We start from the raw sequence: 20,657 nt of genomic DNA, 5'->3' as shown, positions 1-20,657 counted from the left end.
GAGGAAATCAAAATGGCTAAGTTAACAACGGAAGAGTTTATCGCAGCGATCAAGGAGCTTTCTGTTCTCGAGCTGAATGAGCTGGTTAAGGCTTGTGAGGAGGAGTTCGGCGTATCTGCAGCTGCAGGCGTGGTAGTGGCAGCAGCGGGTGGTGCAGGCGCAGCGGCAGCTGAGGAGAAGACCGAGTTTGACGTAGAGCTCACCGAGGCAGGTCCGAACAAGATCAAGGTCATCAAGGTCGTTCGTGAGGCTACCGGTCTTGGGCTGAAGGAGGCGAAGGAGGCTGTCGAGGCAGCTCCGAAGGTTCTCAAGGAGGGTGTTTCCAAGGCAGAGGCTGATGAGCTCAAGGCGAAGCTTGAGGCAGAGGGCGCGAAGGTTACCCTTAAGTAATAAGCTTTCGGGAAAGGCTCCCGGGAATCCATGCAGGTATGGGTTTCCGGGGGCTTTTGCATATTTGTCCCGGAGACGACAGATAGAGATAAGGGAATATTAAGGTGACGGCAAAAATCTCCTATGATATACTAAGATGATATTCGGGGAGGACTGCAATGTATCGGAAACGACCGGGAAGCCTGATAAAGCATATTGATTTTCTCATACTGGATCTGCTTTGTCTGCTGGCATCGCTGCTTCTGGGTTTCTATTTTCGCCAGAACAATATGCGGCTGTGGGGGCAGGAGGCATATCGCAGCGCTTTCCTGCTGATCGCTATGATGCACATCCTGATCGCCGTATTCGGTTCCGCCTACCGCGGAGTGCTCCGGAGAGGACCGCTGGAGGAGCTCGTCGCAGTTTTCAAGCATATCGGTCTGGTTCTCAGCTTCACTGTGATCCTGCTGTTCTTCATCAAGGCAAGCGATATCCTGTCGCGGCTGGTCATCGTGTATACCTGGCTGCTGTCCTTCCTGACGGTTTATGCCGAGCGTCTGCTATGGAAGCAGATTCTGAAGCGCCACATGAAGAGTACTTCCAGACAGCTCCTGCTCGTAGCGGGCAGGGAGAACGCGGAACGGGTGCTGGAGAAGCTGAAGAAGCGCATGCTTGACTTCGAGGTCTGCGGCGTGGTTCTCCTCGGAGAGGAGGATGTCGGAGAGCAGGCTGCATGGAATGATGCAGCAGCTTCTCCTGCGGCTTCGACACAATATATCCTGGATGTTCCGATCGTCGCCAAGGCCGAGGAGCTGCCTGCCTATCTTGCGGCGAATGTCGTGGACGAGGTTCTGCTCAGCATTTCGGAGCGGGAAGCGCTGCCGAAAGCGCTGCTTCATGACTGCGCGCTGATGGGGCTGACGGTGCATATCGAATACGCGGTACTGGATGATCTTCCCGGGGCGAGGTACCACGAGCAGATTGCGGGGATTGACGTCCTGACCAGCTATACCAATGATGTGTCAGCGGTAGAGGAAGGACTGAAGCGGCTGATGGATATCACGGGAGGGCTTCTCGGTGTGCTGCTCACCGGTATCCTCTGCATCTTTCTGGCGCCGATGATCTATCTTGCGGATCCCGGACCGATCCTCTTTCGTCAGAAACGTGTCGGCAGGAACGGAAGGATCTTTGCTATCTATAAGTTCCGCAGCATGTATCAGGACGCGGAGCAGCGCAAGGCGGAGCTGATGGCGAAAAACGAGATGAAGGGCCTTATGTTCAAGCTGGAAGCGGATCCCCGCATCATCGGCAGCGGTCCCGATGGGACGAGACATGGGCTCGGCCATTTCCTCCGAAGCAGCAGTCTCGACGAATTCCCGCAGTTCTGGAATGTCCTGCGGGGCGATATGTCCCTCGTCGGGACGCGCCCGCCCACACTCGAAGAGTATGAGCAGTACGACATTCATCACAGGGCGCGGCTTGCGATCAAGCCGGGCATCACAGGGCTCTGGCAGATCAGCGGCAGGAGTGACATCAGAGATTTCGAGGATGTAGTGCGGCTGGATACGGAGTATATCCGAAACTGGAGCCTGTGGCTGGATGTGAAGATCCTGCTGAAGACCGTCTGGGTAGTGGTGATGCGGAAGGGGTCAAGGTGAGGGCCGGAGGGGTAAGGAGCGCGGGATATGTCAGTATTACAGGCACAGGTAATAGAATCACTGAATGGATTGTCAGACGAAAACCTGTCATTCCTTTTGAATTTCTTTAATATTATTTGGGAAAAGGTTGTAGTACCAATCCGTGGACTTGATTGGCAGAGGGTAAAATGGGGATAATTCCCATCGGTCTGCTGAGGGGGTTCCCGGAAGGGTACATTTTACCTGGCTTTAAGGTCGGGAAGTTATTAAGAGATCGAAGGGTGAGCTAGGGATGACGGGAAGTATGGATAGGTTCTTTGCTCTCCTGATGAGTTGGCAAGTAGGTTACAAGAAATAGAGGGAGAGAAACTAAAGTGCAGCATGTATACCTTGTCGGTGCGAAAAGTCTCGGAGCATATGGCGGTTATGAGACATTTGTTTATAAGCTCACAGAGTATCATCAGAATAAAAAGAATATTAAGTATCATGTTGCCTGCAAAGTAAACGGTGATGGATGCATGGATGAGACCAAGCTCGAAGGTGTGTCGAAGCTCAATGACCACGAGTTTGAATTCCATAATGCTCACTGCTTTAAAATCAAAATTCCTCAGATTGGACCGGCTCAGGCAATTTATTACGATTGTGCAGCACTTAAAGCCTGCTGCGAACACATCAAAAAGAATCACATCCCGCATCCGATTGTGTACATCATGGCATGCCGTATCGGGCCGTTCATGAAGCACTTCTACAAGGAAATCCACAAGTTAGGCGGAAAGGTTTATCTGAATCCAGATGGACATGAATGGATGAGAGCAAAGTGGTCGAAACCTGTGAGAGCTTACTGGAAGGCTTCGGAACGGATGATGGTCAAGTATTCTGACCTTGTCATTTGTGATTCTGTGAACATCGAGAAGTATATTCATCAAAGTTATGACGGCAGAGGAGTGCGTGGTGCTGATCCGAAGACTATATTCATTGCTTATGGAGCAGATTTAACGCTTAGTAAGTTGACAGACGATGACGAGAAGTTAGTGAACTGGTATAGAGAAAAAGGGCTGAAGAAAAAGGAGTATTACCTGGCAGTTGGTCGCTTTGTACCGGAGAACTCTTTTGAAGTAATGATCCGTGAGTTCATGAAGAGTAAGAGTGAACGTGATTTCGCACTGATTACGAATGTAAACGATAAGTTTCTGAATGAGCTGGAGGAGAAACTGCACTTTAAGAGCGATAAGAGAATCAAGTTTGTTGGCACCGTGTATGACCAGGAGTTGCTAAAGAAGATTAGAGAAAATGCTTACGCATATTTCCATGGCCACACGGTTGGCGGTACGAATCCGAGCCTTATCGAAGCACTGGGAAGTACTGGTCTGAATCTGCTCGTGGATGTTGGATTTAATAAAGAAGTTGCTGAGGACTGTGCACTTTATTGGAGCCGTGAAGATGGAATGTTGGCAGAGCTTATTGATAAGGCAGACCAGATGAGTACTGATGAGATTAAGAAGTTAGGACGGAGAGCCAAGCAGCGTGTTGCTGAAGAGTACACGTGGGATAAAATCTGCGGGCAGTATGAAGAAGTGTTTACTGCGGAGAATAAAAAACAGATATATAAAAAAGATTAAGACTGCATATAGCCGGGAATATATCAGTGGTAGATATGCGGAGATTTGGAGATAAACAATACGGGAGTTGAACATTATGAAGGTGATGCATTATTCATTAGGATTCCCACCATATAGGTCAGGCGGATTAACTAAATTTTGCGTCGACCTTATGGTTCAACAGGCAAAAGAAGGACATTCGATAGCGTTACTTTGGCCTGGGCAAATGGGGTTTATAAGCAAAAAAACATCGATAAGAACAAGTAAGGTTGATTTTGACGGTCAAAGTATTCTCAGCTTAGAACTGGTGAATCCATTGCCAATTTCGTTTGATGAGGGGATTATTAACATTGATGAATTCACTAAGGATGTTAATAGTAATATATATGAAAAAATATTGAGCGAATTTCAACCGGATGTTATTCATGTCCATACACTGATGGGACTTCATAGGAGTTTTCTGGAAACAGCAAAACGGATGAAAATTCGCCTTATATTTACGGCACACGATTTCTTCCCTATTTGCCCGAAGGTTACAATGTTTCGACAAGGAAAAATATGCGATTGTGTTAATAGCTACGAGTATTGCGGAGTATGTAATACCACAGCGTTAAGTTTAGTTAAAATAAAAATCCTTCAATCTCCTATTTATCGATATTTAAAAGATGTGGAAATTATTAAAAGACTAAGAAAAAGCCATAGAGATAATTTCTTGAGTGAGTCTAAAGTGGATAATGACACAGGAGTAATTGGACTAACAGAGGATTACGAGAAACTGCGAAACTACTATTATTCGCTCTTAAAAATGATGGATGTAATACATTACAACAGTAGTATAACCAAAAAAGTGTATGAATCTGTGTTTGAGCTTCCCAATAATTGCGTGATTCCAGTTATGCATTCAGGTATAAAAGATAATAAAAGAATAAAAGAGTATTCAAACGATTTTATTAGAATTCGCTACTTAGGACCACAGGGGGGGGCAAAGGGTTTTTTCTTCTCCAGGCGGCACTTGATGAATTATGGAGTAAAAAACAGAATTTTTGCTTAGATGTTCATTTTACTCCTATAGAGATGTCGCCGTATATAAAAACACATAGTAGATATGCGTATGCAGAGTTAGAGAAAATCTTTGAAGATACAGATATCCTTGTAGCACCAAGTATCTGGTATGAGACCTTTGGATTTACGGTTTTAGAAGCACTTAGTTATGGAATTCCTGTGATTATAAGTGGGAACGTAGGTGCTAAAGATATTTTGGTAAATGGCGCCGGCATTATTATTGAAGATATGGATGCTTCGAAGTTGGCTATGATTTTGCAAGATATTACAGTGGATAAGCTTCGCGAGATGAATCGTATAATTGTAGAAAAACAGACAATTATGCAGGTCGAGGATATGTCAAGACAAATTGAAATAAATTGCTATGGATGGGAAAAGTGAGGAAGAAAGTACAATATGAGTATTTTGGATGTATTGTTGAAGATCGCGGGAAAAGATGGCTTTCAACTTGATCCAGATATTGATAAAAGATACATATTGTTGCAATGTTGGAAATATGGTTGGATGATGATTAGAGGGAGTATTTTTTCCTTTGGACATAAAAAAATAGCAAAGAATGTTTTCATTGGAAAACATGTGAATGTTATTGAAAAGAAGCATCTTAGGATAGGTAACAAAACAAAGTTACAAGATGGCGTATATATAGATGCTCTTTCTAAAGAGGGTGTCGATATTGGAGAAAATGTTGTCATCGGCAGGAACACAAGAATTGAATGTACAGGTAGTCTTCAGGATATTGGTAAAGGTATAAAAATCGGCAATAGAACTACATTTGGAAATGATTGTTCATTCGGAGCAGCAGGTGGAATTGAAATTGGTGATGATGTAGTAGCTGGGCAGTTTATTCGATTCCACTCTGAAAACCACAATTTTTCAGATATGACAAAATTGATTAGAGAACAAGGTGTTACACATCAAGGCATTAGAATAGGTAATAATTGCTGGATTGGAGCAGGAGTAGTATTTCTTGATGGAGCAACAATTGCAGATGGTACTATAGTTGCTGCAAATGCTGTTGTTACGGGAGTGTTTCCGCAAAATTGTGTGATTGGTGGGGTCCCGGCAAAAATAATTAAATATAGAAATGAATAATTAGATGGGAATTTTTATGGAAAACAAAATCAAGAAAAAAATGGCTTTTATCGATAACTCTAATTTTTTGAATTGGCCAATGGGTGGAATGCTGGAATATGAATTATCTATATTAGGGCATTTATGTGAAGAATACGATGTTGACTTGTGGGGAGTTAGTGTCGATGGAATTTCTGTGGAAACAATAAACGTTTGTGGAGTTGAGCATAAACTAAATATATATGGTAATGTTCAGACTAAGAATAAGGTGATTCCAAATTATTGGTTAGGACTAAGCATATTGACTTGTAAAGAATTTAAAATAAAAAAATATGATGTGATTTATGCGCATACTGGGAGTTGCTTTGTTGGTGCTGTTTTAGGAAATAAGTATGAAAGAAATACAGTTAAGGTATACCATCAACATGGTCTAAGCTATAAAACAAATCATTCCTTGATGGTTGGAATTCAAAAGCCATTTTATTGGTTGTCCCAAAGAATGGCGGATATAGTTTTTCTAGTAACCGATGATAAAAGTGCACAGAATTATAGTGCTACTATGAGAAAAAAAAGTAAAGCAACTTTCGTTGGAATTGGAAGTCCAATAAGAATTGAAAAATTTAATCATGAAAATATCGTTAGGCGAATTGAAAAACGAAAAGAAGAGCGAATTGAAACTTTTATTTATGTTGGCAGATTAAGCCAAGAAAAGAATGTTTCACAAATGATAGAGGCTTTTAGGATATTTATTGATCGATATAAGAGTACTGCAAATTTGTGTTTGATTGGTGATGGACCGGATAGATTTAATGTAGAGGAGACCATAAACCGGTTAAATTTAACTGGACAAGTTATCCTTGAGGGAACAAAGCCGCATGCCGAAACTTTCAAATTATTGGAGAACGCCGATGCATTTTTAATTAGTTCAAAGGGTGAGGGTGTTTCGTTAGCAGTATTAGAGGCTTATGCGTCTGGGTTACCAGTAGTATGCTTTTCAGTTCCGGGACTTGAGGCACAAATAGTTGATGGCGTTACGGGTAAAGTGGCAGAAAAACTAAGTCCTGATTCTTTCGCGGATGCAATGAAATTCGTTGAAGATAATAAAACACAATTGTCCTTTCATTGCTTGGAAACAGCAAAAAATTATGATACATCGATTATTTCACAAAAGATAATAGACGAAATAGAAAAAAAGTGAATTTATGAATGAATGTCTTGTTACAATTATTATCCCAGTTTATAACGTGGAAAAATATTTAGATTGTTGTATAGAAAGCGTGGTTTCACAATCATATAAAAACTTAGAAATAGTATTAGTAGATGACAAATCCCCGGATAGTTGTCCTCAAAAATGTGATAGTTGGAGTTTGAAAGATAATCGAATCAAGGTGTTACATAAAGAAATAAATCAAGGACTAGGAGAAGCGAGAAATTCGGGATTAGAGATTGCCTCAGGTAAATATATTTTATTTCTAGATAGTGATGATTATATTGAAAAAAATGCAATCAATCTTTTGGTTGAGACAGCAGAGAAAGAAGATGCGGATATTGTTGGAAGTGGAGAATATGGGGTTAAAGAGAGCGGAGAGCTTATAGTCAATGCGTTACCAATTCAATATAAGATATATCGCGATTCGGAAATTTTTGACGAATTTTTACCAAACATTATTGCTCCAGACCCCAATTCTAAAAAAAAGGTTGGATTTAGTCTATGTATGAGCGGACCTTTCTTTTCGGCTAAACTACTAAAAAGAAAAGATTGGCGATGTGCTTCTGAGAGAGAAATAATATCTGAGGATACATACTCGTTCATAGATTTGTGTAGTGCAGTTCGGTGTGTAGTGGAAATTCCGGTTTTTACTATGTATTATCGTATGAATGAAAACTCTCTATCGCATACAATAAGACTGGACAGAGAAGAAAAAAATATCGAATTCTATACTAAATGCGTTAATTTAGTTAGAAAAAAGGGTTATAACCCAATCATAGAGTCAAGATTAGTATCGCCATATATTTCTTTTGTAATTGCGGATTTGAAACAGTTGTATGCGTCTGATTACAAGAACAAAATGTCAGTTATCTATAGATGTTTAAACGACAATAGACTAATAAGTATAATTGAAAAAGGAAATTTCAAGGGAGAAAGTTTTCCAAGACGAGCGTTTGTGTTCTTTGTCAGAAATCATATGGCATGGCTTGCAGAGGCTTTGATTGTGCTCAAGACAGGCAGGTGATTATATGCGTATGAAGATAAAATACAGTGAGTTAATAGGGACCCTTGTGATTCTTTTTGCCCTTATTGGCAATCAAAGTACCCGATTATTTGGAATCTCATACGGATTTTTATTTAAAATACTATATTTTTCTAAATATATATTATGCTTTTTGTTTATTGCATATTATTTGACACATAGACGCTCTTTTGCTGTAACGAAAAATGTTTCCAATAGATTTTTGAAACTGTCTATTCCTTTATTTGCTCTAATGATTTTGACAGAATGTTTGGCGCTTGGTTTTAGTGAAGTTCCTCAAATATATGGTGTGCATTACTGGTCAAGGTCTTTGTTTGTTTTCATAGATAGATTTTGTATCTGGACTACATGTTTTTTGATGTGGAAATATATAGGTAAAAAGAGTTTGGATTGCATTACAAGAGCTGTTGTAGCTGACGCAATTATTATCTTAGTTTGTGCCCTGATTAGAGTTGGTATTTCCGGTATTGCTAATAGTTTCCTATCCATTTTGGCTGACACGCAGGAAAACTTTTTTGAAGTTCACGAACTTACTTTTGCTATAGGCATGCTAATAATCTATTATCTATTTTTTGACGCAGAGCGTAGATCAAATAAAAAATTATTGGTTTTTTTCCTTACTATTAGTTTCCTTTTAGGGGACAAAAGAATTGGAATATTTGCAATTGTTGTTGCAGGAATTTTTGCTTTATTCGTTAGAAAGAGAGGATTGTCAAAAAAAAGTCTTGCAACTTTGGGAAGTTGCGGAATTTTAATCTGCATGCTTTATATTGCTCTAATCTATAATAGTGTTTTCTTTGCAATGTTGCTTAAGTACAATATTAGTTCATCAGGTAGAGATATTATCTTTGGATATTTTACAAGAAGAACTACTTTTGGCATTTCACATATGGGGTGGGGTATAGCAGGAATTAGCAAAGTTATAGAAAACTGGGATGCATCAGAAGTTATGTATATGCAGTCGATCTCGGGTTTACACAATGATATTCTGGCAACATATATTTCTTATGGAATTATAGGCAGTATATTATGGTTTGCATATTATTTGTTGTATCTACCTAATCGCTTTTTCTCTAAATTTTCAAAAAGAACAGCAACTATATATATGGCAATGGTTTTGTATTTATTTGTTACGTATTTGACTGATAATACAGCAGATTATTTTGTCTGCCAGGTACTGTTGCTATTAATTCCTTTATCTCAGTTAAGGAATTCGTGAATGCTGTAAGGAAGGGGGCGTACATGGGAATTAAAGGCGCTATCAGACAATTAATTTGGCCTAATCATTACAATAACCAAGTTTATATAGACTTTTTAAGACGTGGAGGGGCTAAAATTGGTAAAGGAACTTTTTTCTACGTACCTAACAGGTATCCGGTAGATGAGAGCTCGTTAAATTATATTGAGATTGGAGAATATTGTAGAATTACTGAAGGGGTTAAAATTTTAGCTCACGATTATAGTTATGCTGTTTTGAGACCAGTATATCATTCAATGCCGTTTAAAGTAGGGGTTACTCGGATAGGAAATAACGTTTTCATAGGTATGAATGCTATTATTTGTATGGATTGTAATATTGGCGATAATGTTGTAATTGGTGCGGGAAGCGTTGTGACTTCTGATATTCCTTCAAATGTTGTTGTTGCTGGGAATCCGGCTAAAGTGATATGTACTTTGGATGAATACTATAATAAATGCATGTCTAATTTTGAGCGTAATGCAAAACTATTTTATGAACGAGAAAGCTGTTATCTGGGTAGACCTTTAAAAGAAGAAGAAATGGGATGGTTTCTTTCTTTGTGGGAATGCGAAAATAAGCGCGATATTCTGAAAAACGCAAGGGTTGATGGAGACTGTTTACAGGATGTCATAAATGATGTGTGTGACAGCAAACCAATATATAAATCATTTGATGATTTTAAAAAGAAAGTAATTGCAGGAAATGAGGGAAAAGTTTGAGTACCAGATTATTTATATGTAACACATATTCACAGCTAATTGAATGCATACAACTGAAATTGACATTATTCTCGGATGATAAGTTTTGTGTTGCGATTTCTGATCATACAAATGGTTTGGCAAAGATATATCCTAAAATACGTGGCATGGGATTGTTTGACGAAACATATTACATCAAAACTAAAAATGTTGAGAATAAATCTATAGCCAATAAATGTAAGCTGGTGTTGCATTATATAAATGGGAACGATGATATCTGGAGGGATTTTCCTAATGAATCTGTTGATGAAATAATTTACTATTCTCAAACAGACGAAATTTATACGCTGTTTGCAAAATTGTATAAAATTAATCCTAAAATTATTGCCTCAAGATATGAAGAAGGTATTGTATCTTATGATGATTGGAATATTAAAACTGTTAAATCTAGGTTGGCTTTTAAAATTAGATCCCTTTTAAACCTCAGTCCTTTAGAATGTTCTGCGAGTAATTTTTATTGCTATTATCCAACTCTTTATAACGGAAAGTTGAATGCTGTTCAAATACCGCGGATTTCAGATAGCAGCGAGATGGCTAATATCTTGAATGATTTATTTGAGAATGATACTAAAAGTACCGATTATGAAAAATTTAAATATATCTGTTTAACCAGTGTATATGATTTTGAAGGCGGAGGCTCTATAGGGGAAATAGATGCTGTTCTAAAAGTAGCCAAATTTGTTGGAAATGAAAATTTGATAGTTAAAGCACATCCAAGAGATAATCCAGAACGTTTTATAAGAGCAGGACTCAATGTGGATGAAAATTCAGGTATTCCGTGGGAAGCTATTCAATTGGGGAAGGATTTTTCTAAACATGTGTTAATAACTGGGTATTCATGCAGTGCGCTTTCAATTAGCTTGACACAAAGTAATTCTCCAAAAATTTGCTATATATACCCGTTATGTAATCTTGGTGCCAATAAGAGCGCTTGCGAGACTGTTAATACTATCCAAACCATAATAAATGGTGATTTTGGCAGGCGATATTGTCATAATGTTTTAGTGATAGAATCTGAACGAGAAATGGAAAAGATTATATAAACGTATGAGATGATGATAAATGGAGAATAAGTTAAAGTACTTAATAAAAAATTTAGGATTACTAACGATTAGTAATTTTGCGTCCAAAATACTTGTTTTTTTGTTAGTTCCACTTTATACAAATATTTTAACAACTGAAGAGTATGGAACATATGATTTAGTTGTTACTACGGTGTCTTTTGTTTTTCCAATATTGACCTTAAATATTTGTGATGCGGTAATGCGATTTTCTCTAGATAAAAATTATGATGTCTCTAAGGTGGCAAGTATTGGACTAAAATTTATCATAATAAATTTGGCATTATCGATAGTTGGCGTTTTCATTGCAGCAAAAATTTGTGGTGAAATAATAGAGAAATTATGTTGGATAATTTGTTTATACTATATTGCGTATTCCATTTATCAATATTTAAATCAACTTGCACAAGGAAATGAAAAAGTTTTCGATATAGGAATTGCCGGATTAATTGGCACTGTTTCGGTGATACTATGTAATGTTTTCTTTCTGATTGTTGTTAAAGCAGGGTTGGAGGGATTCTTTTATGCCAATACTTTGGCATTGCTAGTTCCTGCAATATATCTTGCTTTTAGACTAGACATTGCGCGTCTGGTTTCATTTGGCAGTAGTGGGAAAATACAGAAGGAAATGCTTATTTACTCTATGCCGCTGATTGCTTCAGTTGTTGGGTGGTTAGTTAATAATACTTCTGACAAATATGTTGTGGCTGGAATGTGTGGTGTTGCGGCAAGTGGAATTTTATCTGTTTCCTATAAAATTCCACAAATTATAGGGACTTTACAGAATATATTTCTTCAGGCTTGGCAGATTTCAGCAATAAAAGAATATGATAAAGCTGATTCAGCAGCATTCTATGGAAAAGCTTTTTCTTTTGTGAACGTATTGATGTGTTTAGCATGCTCTGCTTTAATTGTTCTTTTAAAACCACTAGCATTAATTTTATATGCAAAAGATTTTTTCATAGCGTGGCAATATGTACCATTCCTTTTACTCGGCTGTGTGTTTAACAATGCTTCAGGCATGCTAGGATCAATTCTTGCAGCACAGAAAAACACCAAAATTTTATCTCTCTCTACTATGGTAGGGGCGGTGCTTAATTTGATATTGAATGTTGGTCTAATTTATATATTGGGAGTTCAAGGAGCAACAATAGCAACAGCTGCATCAAGTTATGTTATTTATATAATTAGAAAGAGCAAAATATCACATGGAGTAATTGGTGATGAAAAAAATTTAGTTTTGATATGGGGCTTACTTGTTTTACAATGCACGGTTGAAATTTTTGATATAAATGTTTTAATTCAGATACCGATTATTTTATTGATTATATGGCTGAATAAAAACGGAATTATAAGTGTTTTTAGCGCAGTCTTTAAATTGATAAAAACTGAAAAAAATAAAGCCACGTAGTTATTAACAAGAATTAAATACATTGAATTTATTTTTTATAAAAGGTGGGGATATAAAATGAAAACAGTTGCTTTAATTCCGATTAAATTGGGTTCGAAGAGAGTTCCGGGAAAGAACATAAAACCATTCTTTGATGGAACACCATTAATGCATTTTATTCAGAAGGCTTGCTTAGAAGCTAAGAATATTGATGAGGTCTATATTTATTGCTCAGATGATGCGGTTATCCCATATGTTTTACCTGGCGTTAAATATCTCAAACGTCCGGAGTACCTCGATGGTGATGGTATCAATGCCAACGACTTCATCAAAGAATTCATGAATACCGTTGATGCAGATATTTATGTGAATGCACACACCACTTCGCCTTTTGCTAAAGTTTCCACAATTGAAGAATGCGTAGATAAGGTTGCGAGTGGAGAATATGATTCGGCTTTTTGTGCAGAGGCATTAAGAACATTTATGTGGGAGAATGGAAAGCCAATCAACTTTGATCCAGACCATTTCCCTCGGACACAGGATCTTCCTTTGATTTATGGAGAAACTTCTATTGCCTATGTCTTTACTAAAGAGTCCTTTATAAAGCATAACAGAAGACTTGGTTCTCATCCGTTCATCAAGGAAGTAGATAAGATTGAAGCTATGGATATCGACTATCCTGAAGACTTCGAAATATGTAATGCGATTTATAAGGAGATGTTGAAAAAATGAGCGTACAGATAACAGATTGTACAATTCGAGACGGAGGATATCTTTTTAATAAGAACTCTAATCCTGAATTTGTAAAAGGAATTATGAAAGGACTTGCTGATGCAGGTATTGATTTTGCAGAGACTGGTTTTTTACAGACAAATGTAACTGGCGAAACTTTAGTTTATGCAAATTCAGTAGATGCAAGAAAGTATCTTCCAGAAGATAGAAAACATACACAATTCCTTGGTTTCTGTGATAACAGTAGATATTCATTAGAAAATCTTGATGACTATGATGGCAAGTCATTTAAGTGGCTTAGAATTTCCTTTGCACAGCATGAGATTGATGCTTCCATTGAATTTTGCAAGGGAGCTAAGGAAAAAGGATATCTTGTTCAGTTTAATCCAATGGATTCTATCAGCTATACAGATGAGGCTCGTGCCGCATTAATTGAAAAGGTCAATAAGGTTAAGCCTGCATCATTCTCTATTGTGGATACTTTTGGCACTATGTACATGACTGACCTCGTACATATTTTTAAACAAGTTGATAGTCTGCTTGATAAGGGTATTAAGATTGGTCTTCATTCACACGATAACCTTGGCCTTTCTTGCGCCTTGGCTGAGAGAATGATTGAACTAGCCGAAGAGTGTGACAGAGATATCATTGTTGATGGATCTCTTTTCGGAATGGGAAGAGGAGCAGGCAACGCAAAGACGGAGCTTCTTGCTGATTACATTAATAAAAACTGCGGTGGTCATTATGACCTTCAAACACTGCTTAAGACGATTGATACATATATCACGCCAATTTTAGGTGATGTTGATTATGGATATGATCTTCCGATGTATGTGTGTGGGACAAAGCATTCTCATGTAGATAATGTTTATCATTTAAAGAAAGCTCATAATTGTACAGCTAACGAAATGTTTGATGTTGTTGAGGAATTGTCTCCACAGCAGCGTACCAGATATGGAACAGGTTACTCGAAAACAGATTTTTCAGTTTTAGATGGAATCTATGACAAATATAAAAATTGTGTAAAGTGGTGATGGCAATGAATACAGCGAACGTAGAGAAAGAACATGTCAGGAATGGTTTGATAGATATATATATCGCTTGCTGATGGCTGTTATCATTATGATTTTCTATTCTTACCATTTGTATGAAATAAAACAATACCCGTTCATGTATGGAAGAATATTTGTTGAAGCGTTTTTCGCTTTGAGTGGATATTTTACTGTATGCTATTTTGAGAAGGCCAAACTGATCGGGGGGCACAGCAACGCAGTTGTTGATGCTTGGCATTCTGTGGCACTTAGCTACAATGCTGCCAATCTTGCCGGTCTTGGCGATATTTGTTTGAAAAACTCCGATTAAAGTGTATGGCACGCTTTCTTTGGCTTATGTTTTTGTGGTATTTCGTTTTAGGAAGATATCCTGTTTTTGCACCAATAAGCTATTTTAGAGCGATTGGAGGCCTGGCACTTGGAGTTTTGGTCTATTGCTTGGGACTGTTTTTTGAAGAGCAGCTTGATGATAGAAAAGAACTTCTTACAGCGCTGATGTCTGTATGCATGATTTCTCCAATTGTATTGACCGCACTTGACATTAAAACCGATAGATTGATTTTAATTATGGTTCTTATTGGTTTCTCTTTAAGCTTTAGTTCTAAAACAAAAAAGATAGCTGGCAACAAATTCACAAGTATGTGCGGCAAATTTTCTCTTGTTTGATAGATTACTTAGGAAGGTTGGGATTTTATGAATTGTTCGGAATACTTAGTTGATTACCTCATTAAAAATGGTGTCACTGACGTATTTGGCTATTCTGGGGGCTACATTGTACCTTTTATGGATGCCTTATACGCTAGAAAAGATGAAATAAAAGTACACGTTTGTTATAACGAGCAGGGGTGCGCTTATGCGGCTGATGGCTATGCTAGAACAAGTGGTAAGCTTGGAGTTTATTTTACGACTTCCGGTCCGGGTGCTGTGAATGCGTTCGGAGGTCTAGCTGATGCTTGGTTTGATGGTGTACCTCTTATGGGGATAAGCGGCAACGTTCCTACTAATGAGCAAAGAGGTTTTTCGGGCGTTCGTCAAAATGGTTTCCAGGAGATGGAAATCGTATCTATGACGAAGCATATAACAAAGTATTCTGTATCTCCAAACCTTGCGGAGACATTTCCGGATATTATTTCAAGAGCTTATAAATTAGCTACTACAGGAAGAAAGGGAGGTGTGGTCATTGATTTTCCATATGACATCCAGAAAACCAATATTGATTGTAGGTAATGGCGCAAGAGCAGCTGGTATATCTGAGCTTATTTATGAATTTATTAAAAAAACACACATTCCTGTTCTTGCCACAATGAATACTGTGGATATGATTCAGGATGAATATAGAATTGGATTCATCGGTACCTATGGCAATCGAGTTGCTAATATGATGTTGAATGAATGCGACCTAGTCATCTCCGTTGGTGCTCGTCTTGGATTAAGACAAATTGGTCACAAAAAGGAATTGTTTGCTCCAAAGGCTAAATTGATTCGTTGTGACGTTGATCAATATGAATTGGCACGGGTAGTAAAGGATGATGAAGAAGACTATAATATGGATGCTAAGGCGTTTATGGAGCAGTTGATAGCCGAAGAAATTCCAGACTATAGTGGCTGGTGGAATAACTGTATAGAAGCAAAGAATCTTCTTGATGATTATGATGACACTGAAGGCAATAAGCTGATGAAGAAGATTTCCGAGTTGCTTCCGAAAAATCCAATTGTTACAATTGACATTGGACAGACAGTTTGTTGGGCTGCACAGTCACTTTCATTCAAGGGAACCGAAGGAAGAATTGTTATTGGCGGAAGCTACGGGGCAATGGGAGTTGGTCTTCCATACGCTATTGGTTCATCAATCAGCACGGGAAATGGCATAGCATACTGCATCACTGGTGACGGTGGCTTACAGATGAATATCCAGGAACTTGAGACTGTAAGAAGAGAAAAACTGCCAATTAAGGTTCTTGTGGTCAACAATAAGGAACTCGGTAAGATAAGTGAGATTCAGCACGGTTCTTATAATGATAGATATTGCATAACGACAGCAGAAAGTGGGTATACAGTTCCGGATTTTGTAAAAGTTGCGAATGCATACGGCCTTAAGGCTGCTGAAGTTAGTAGCTATGAGAAACTAGATGAGTATAAAGATTGGTTAATGGATGATGAGCCTTGTTTATTGAACATTATGATTACTCCAGGAACTCTCCTTATCCCTAAGATTAAGTGGGAGAGCTGTACAATCAAACCGGATCTTGATGAAGAAATGTTAGAGAAAGTAAATGCTTTAATCGGTGCGTAAAAATGTAGGCATCGGCATTGGAGGTTAAAGATGGTTAAGTATTTAATTATGGATGTCGATGGAACACTCACCGACGGCAAAATATATATGGGTCCTGATGGAGAGGCTATGAAGGCTTTCTCCATTAAGGACGGTATGGTAATAAACTATATTTTAAAACCAAGAGATATCACACCAGTTATTATTACAGCGAGAAACAGTTCGATTGTTCAACACAGATGTGATGAATTAGGAATTAAAGAAGTATACCAGGGAAAGCTTGATAAACTTACTACTTTAAAAGAAATAGTAGGAGAGGATGGACTTGGAAGCTGTGCTTATTTTGGCGATGATACTCTTGATTTGAAGTGTATGAACCCAATAAAAGAAGCAGGTGGCATAGTGGCTTGCCCAGCCGATGCTGTAAGAGAAGTCAAGGCCGTTGCCGATTATGTCTGTGCAAATAAAGCAGGTGAAGGCGCTCTTAGAGATTTTGCTGAGTGGCTTGTTTCTGATAGAAGCGATGAAGCTGAGATTCAGAGCAGAGTTGAAAAAGCCGTTAGATATTTAAAGGAACTTAGGGTATCGGAAACAGATGCTGGCAAAAGAGTAGATGTGGATAACGAATTCTATTACAGCATTCAAAGCTATGATACAAAAACAGCAGAGCAGTGCAAACTCGAGTCACACAGAAAATATATAGATATTCAGCTTGTAGTTTTTGGTGAGGAGGGTATGGATTTTGTTGATATATCTAGACTTTCCCTAAAAGAAGATTATGACGAGGAGAAGGATGTAATGTTCTGGGATATACCTTCGAGAATGAGCAAAACCACATTGCTTGCTGGAGATTGCATAGTTCTTTATCCAGAAACCGCTCATCGTGGAGCACGGGATTTAGAAGAAACAAAGCATGTACTGAAGATTGTGGGTAAAGTTAGAATATAGAGTGCTAGCAATTGGGGAAGAAAACAAAAGATTATAAAGGAAAAATACAGCGAAGAGGCAGCCGGTGATATTCAGGATATTTATAAAATTGGTGGAGAGAGCTCTCATTTCAGTGGAAAAGTAAGTGATCATGACTTGCAGGATATTATAGGCAAGGCGATACATATTGTAGAATAGATTTTTTAGGTATTTCTTGCAAGATGAGCATAAATTTGACAAGGAAAATATTTATACATTTTTGAGTATGCTTCCTTTGAAAAATCGAATTTATATCTTGGAAAGTGTATATAAAGAATATCAGAATGAGAAATTAGTGGATAGACTAAGTTTGGCTTATTCAAAGAATGGACAAATGGACCGGGCTCAAATATAGCTTGTTTTCGGACAAGCTTTGAAACTTTGAAAATGGAATATCCTGAATTTGCTAATCTATTTCTATATCTCATGCAGACAGAAGACAGAGTTTATACTTGATATCGATTATTACATTGTCAGCTGAACAATTTGGTAAAAAACAACATATTTAAAACAACTATTGGAAAGGAAATAATAAAATGAAAATTTTAGCAGTTGGAGCACATTTGGATGATATTGAGATTGCTTGTGGAGGTACTCTTGCAAAGGCAATTGAGAATGGACACCAAGTTAAGGTGCTCATTATGAGTAAATCAGGATACACCAACATTAATGGTGTTGTTCAGAGAGGCAATGATGTGGCAGTCAAGGAAGGAACTAATGCTTTGCATGTTCTTGGCGTTCATGATATCGAGATTCTGGACTTCCCTACAAAAGATATTCCATGGCATTCTGATGTTGTAAATGCCATTGATGTGTGCATTACCGATTATAATCCGGATGTTATCTTTACACATCATCCATTTGATACTCATCAGGCTCATGCAGGCGTGTCTAATGCGACAATCGCAGCAGCGAGAAGAAGAAATACGGTATTCTTCTATGAGCCTATCACACCGTCGGGAAGATCTTATGTTGCATTTAAACCGGATCTTTATGTTGATATTGAGCAGACGTTGGAAAAGAAGCTTAATTCTTTAAGAGAGCACAAGTCTGAGTACAATAAGTTCGCTGGTGAAGATTGGGTTGAAGGTGTAAGATGTAGATGCGGTTTCAGAGGATATGAAATTGGAAAGAAGTTTGCAGAAGCATTTGAAGTATTAAGAATTGAGATGGACTTTAGCGAAGGCACTAAGCTGATTGGAAGATAAGGCGAATTAACAATGGTGGAAACTTGGTATGAACTTGGAAAGGAATATGGGATGGTCTTGGCGGTATTAGCTGACATCCATAATAGCAGAGTTACTGAGTTTCTGACGATTATAGAGAAGAATAAAACTGATCTGATTTTAATTCCTGGTGACCTTGTAGATGGTGCTGCTATTGAAAAGGCGAGAGATCATGAGAGATTTGTAAATGATGGTGTCGGGCTTCTGAACCGGATAAGTACAATAGCACCCACGTATTTCTCTTTAGGAAATCATGAGAAGCGGCTTACCGCTGACGAAATTAAGATGCTTTATAAATCCGATGCTGTTGTAGTAGAGAATCGTTATGTGAAAGCAGGAGATTTATATATTGGAGGACTTTCATCGGGACGCAATTATCATGATAAGAAGATCAGTCAGGTGCCGGATGTGGAGTTTATAGATGAGTTTGAGAAATTAGATGGATATAAAATTCTACTATCTCATCATCCAGAATACTATGAGCCGCACTTGAAAAACAGAAAAATAGATTTGATTGTTTCAGGTCATGCTCATGGTGGGCAGGTTAGAATTCTTGGTCGTGGCTTATACGCTCCTGGGCAGGGATTGTTTCCTAAGTACACAAGTGGAATACACGATAAAAAACTTATTGTAAGCCGTGGTATTGCCGGGACGGAAATAATGCCGAGAATCAATAATGAGCCGGAAGTGGTGTTTGTGAAGATATAGAGAGGTAAAGAGGACAGCAGATAGGAGAGCACAATGATTAATAATAAACAGACTATCAATAATGCCTTACAGTTATACGGAAGTCCTATATATGTGTTTGATAAGAGGGCTTTCATTGAAAATTATAGAGCTTTTTTTAGTGCTATGAAAACTAATTACGAAAAATATGAGTTATCTTATTCATATAAGACGAATTATGCTCCGTATATTTGTAAATTAGTAAAGGAACTAGGCGGGTACGCAGAGGTGGTATCCGACATGGAATATTACATAGCGAAGAAAGTTGGATATGAAGATGACCATATTATTTATAATGGTCCAATTAAGGGGAAATTAGGAAACGAAATGCTTCTGAATGGAGGCATGCTTAATGTGGATAATTTGGATGAATTAACTAGAATAGTTGACTTGGCAAAACAGAACTCTAAAATCAATATCAAAATTGGGTTGAGATTAAATGTTGATATTGGGCAAAGCTTTGTTTCACGTTTTGGAATTGATGTAACAAGTGGAGATTTTGAAAAAGCGTTAGGATTGATTCAAACTGCAGATAATCTTGACGTACAAGGTATACATATACATGTAGGCCAGTCGAGAACTGTTATGGCGTGGACAAACAGGATAAAGGAAGCTCTGAAGATTATAGATAAGTATTTTGATGGAAAGAAATTAAAGTATATCGATCTAGGAAGTGGCATGTTTGGAGAAATGGATGATGAACTTGCTATTCAATTTGGAAAGGATCTACCAAAGTATTTGGACTATGCACAGGCGATTGGCATGGTTATAAATGAGCATTATAAGGACTATACATATGATAACAAGCCTATACTCTTTACTGAACCGGGCACAACATTAATCAATCATTATATTGATTTTATTGCTACTGTGTCGAGTATAAAGCACATCAGAGGAAAAGATTTTGTAGTGTTAGATTGCTCAAAACATAATCTGGGCGAAATTAGCTATTTAAAGAAACTTCCAATTAATGTTATCCATAATAACAAAAATCAAGAACAAATTGTCGATGGTGAATTTGTAGGATATACTTGTCTAGAACACGATAAGATGTATATAGGCTATAACGGAACATTAGGCACAGGAGATAATATTATTTTTGGAAATGTTGGCGGTTATTCAAATGTTGACAAGCCACCATTCATATTACCTAATTGCGCTATGATTTCTATGGAAGGAGAAAGTCTCGAATTAATCAAAGAGAAGGAATCCTTTGATTATATACTTGATACTTATGTGTTGTGA

The 20,657-nt window shown here is 38.0% G+C and carries 22 protein-coding genes; all 22 read left to right on the top strand.

The window, feature by feature from the left end; translation table 11 throughout:
- The first annotated feature begins 12 nt into the window (after positions 1–12).
- The 22 genes from rplL to HW273_RS09810 all read left to right on the top strand — a co-directional run bounded on the left by rplL (position 13) and on the right by HW273_RS09810 (position 20,657).
- Entirely contained in the window at positions 13–390 is a 378-nt protein-coding gene (gene rplL / locus HW273_RS09915; RefSeq protein ID WP_179011976.1) for a 50S ribosomal protein L7/L12, read from the top strand.
- A gap of 158 nt (positions 391–548) precedes the next feature.
- Positions 549–2,027 (top strand): sugar transferase, encoded by a 1,479-nt coding sequence (locus HW273_RS09910; RefSeq protein WP_179011974.1) that lies wholly within the window; start codon positions 549–551, stop codon positions 2,025–2,027.
- A 27-nt stretch (positions 2,028–2,054) separates the two neighbouring features.
- Positions 2,055–2,204, top strand: coding sequence for a hypothetical protein (locus HW273_RS09905; RefSeq protein ID WP_179011972.1), 150 nt, complete (start codon positions 2,055–2,057; stop codon positions 2,202–2,204).
- 176 nt (positions 2,205–2,380) lie between these two features.
- Positions 2,381–3,625 carry a beta 1-4 rhamnosyltransferase Cps2T gene (gene cps2T / locus HW273_RS09900; RefSeq protein ID WP_179011970.1) on the top strand — a complete coding sequence of 415 codons (1,245 nt, stop codon included), beginning with the start codon at positions 2,381–2,383 and terminating at the stop codon, positions 3,623–3,625.
- A 76-nt stretch (positions 3,626–3,701) separates the two neighbouring features.
- On the top strand, positions 3,702–4,655 hold the full coding sequence (locus tag HW273_RS09895) for a glycosyltransferase (RefSeq protein ID WP_179011968.1): 954 nt from the start codon (positions 3,702–3,704) through the stop codon (positions 4,653–4,655).
- Between the two features lie 23 nt (positions 4,656–4,678).
- The gene (locus HW273_RS09890; RefSeq protein WP_179011966.1) at positions 4,679–5,047 is read left to right on the top strand and encodes a glycosyltransferase; all 369 of its coding nucleotides are present in this window, start codon (positions 4,679–4,681) and stop codon (positions 5,045–5,047) included.
- 15 nt (positions 5,048–5,062) lie between these two features.
- Complete coding sequence (locus tag HW273_RS09885) at positions 5,063–5,758, top strand: acyltransferase (protein WP_179011964.1); 696 nt, start codon at positions 5,063–5,065, stop codon at positions 5,756–5,758.
- A gap of 16 nt (positions 5,759–5,774) precedes the next feature.
- Positions 5,775–6,935 carry a glycosyltransferase gene (locus HW273_RS09880; protein ID WP_179011962.1) on the top strand — a complete coding sequence of 387 codons (1,161 nt, stop codon included), beginning with the start codon at positions 5,775–5,777 and terminating at the stop codon, positions 6,933–6,935.
- A 4-nt stretch (positions 6,936–6,939) separates the two neighbouring features.
- Positions 6,940–7,971, top strand: coding sequence for a glycosyltransferase family 2 protein (locus HW273_RS09875; protein WP_179011961.1), 1,032 nt, complete (start codon positions 6,940–6,942; stop codon positions 7,969–7,971).
- 10 nt (positions 7,972–7,981) lie between these two features.
- Positions 7,982–9,208, top strand: coding sequence for an O-antigen ligase family protein (locus tag HW273_RS09870; RefSeq protein ID WP_179011959.1), 1,227 nt, complete (start codon positions 7,982–7,984; stop codon positions 9,206–9,208).
- A gap of 23 nt (positions 9,209–9,231) precedes the next feature.
- Complete coding sequence (locus HW273_RS11700; protein WP_179011957.1) at positions 9,232–9,948, top strand: acyltransferase; 717 nt, start codon at positions 9,232–9,234, stop codon at positions 9,946–9,948.
- Positions 9,945–11,030: a polysialyltransferase family glycosyltransferase gene (locus tag HW273_RS09860; RefSeq protein WP_179011955.1), complete on the top strand. Its 1,086-nt coding sequence runs from the start codon at positions 9,945–9,947 to the stop codon at positions 11,028–11,030. Before HW273_RS11700 ends, HW273_RS09860 begins: the two co-directional genes overlap by 4 nt.
- Before the next feature lie 19 nt (positions 11,031–11,049).
- Positions 11,050–12,459, top strand: coding sequence for an oligosaccharide flippase family protein (locus tag HW273_RS09855; RefSeq protein ID WP_179011953.1), 1,410 nt, complete (start codon positions 11,050–11,052; stop codon positions 12,457–12,459).
- 57 nt (positions 12,460–12,516) lie between these two features.
- Positions 12,517–13,170: an acylneuraminate cytidylyltransferase family protein gene (locus HW273_RS09850; RefSeq protein WP_179011951.1), complete on the top strand. Its 654-nt coding sequence runs from the start codon at positions 12,517–12,519 to the stop codon at positions 13,168–13,170.
- Positions 13,167–14,204, top strand: coding sequence for a hypothetical protein (locus HW273_RS09845; RefSeq protein WP_179011949.1), 1,038 nt, complete (start codon positions 13,167–13,169; stop codon positions 14,202–14,204). The genes HW273_RS09850 and HW273_RS09845 overlap by 4 nt, the downstream gene beginning before the upstream one ends.
- A 306-nt stretch (positions 14,205–14,510) precedes the next feature.
- Positions 14,511–14,888: a hypothetical protein gene (locus tag HW273_RS09840; RefSeq protein ID WP_179011948.1), complete on the top strand. Its 378-nt coding sequence runs from the start codon at positions 14,511–14,513 to the stop codon at positions 14,886–14,888.
- 27 nt (positions 14,889–14,915) lie between these two features.
- On the top strand, positions 14,916–15,449 hold the full coding sequence (locus HW273_RS09835; RefSeq protein ID WP_179011946.1) for a thiamine pyrophosphate-binding protein: 534 nt from the start codon (positions 14,916–14,918) through the stop codon (positions 15,447–15,449).
- On the top strand, positions 15,403–16,515 hold the full coding sequence (locus HW273_RS09830; RefSeq protein WP_243206789.1) for a thiamine pyrophosphate-binding protein: 1,113 nt from the start codon (positions 15,403–15,405) through the stop codon (positions 16,513–16,515). Before HW273_RS09835 ends, HW273_RS09830 begins: the two co-directional genes overlap by 47 nt.
- Before the next feature lie 30 nt (positions 16,516–16,545).
- Complete coding sequence (locus HW273_RS09825) at positions 16,546–17,442, top strand: YhcH/YjgK/YiaL family protein (RefSeq protein WP_179011944.1); 897 nt, start codon at positions 16,546–16,548, stop codon at positions 17,440–17,442.
- A gap of 554 nt (positions 17,443–17,996) precedes the next feature.
- Complete coding sequence (locus HW273_RS09820) at positions 17,997–18,668, top strand: PIG-L deacetylase family protein (RefSeq protein WP_179011943.1); 672 nt, start codon at positions 17,997–17,999, stop codon at positions 18,666–18,668.
- A gap of 12 nt (positions 18,669–18,680) precedes the next feature.
- On the top strand, positions 18,681–19,394 hold the full coding sequence (locus HW273_RS09815; RefSeq protein WP_179011941.1) for a metallophosphoesterase: 714 nt from the start codon (positions 18,681–18,683) through the stop codon (positions 19,392–19,394).
- A 33-nt stretch (positions 19,395–19,427) separates the two neighbouring features.
- Positions 19,428–20,657 carry a diaminopimelate decarboxylase gene (locus HW273_RS09810; protein WP_179011940.1) on the top strand — a complete coding sequence of 410 codons (1,230 nt, stop codon included), beginning with the start codon at positions 19,428–19,430 and terminating at the stop codon, positions 20,655–20,657.

The sequence above is a fragment of the Oribacterium sp. oral taxon 102 genome, assembly GCF_013394775.1.
Taxonomy (GTDB): Bacteria; Bacillota; Clostridia; order Lachnospirales; family Lachnospiraceae; genus Oribacterium.
This window is presented reverse-complemented; position numbering and strand designations above follow the sequence as displayed.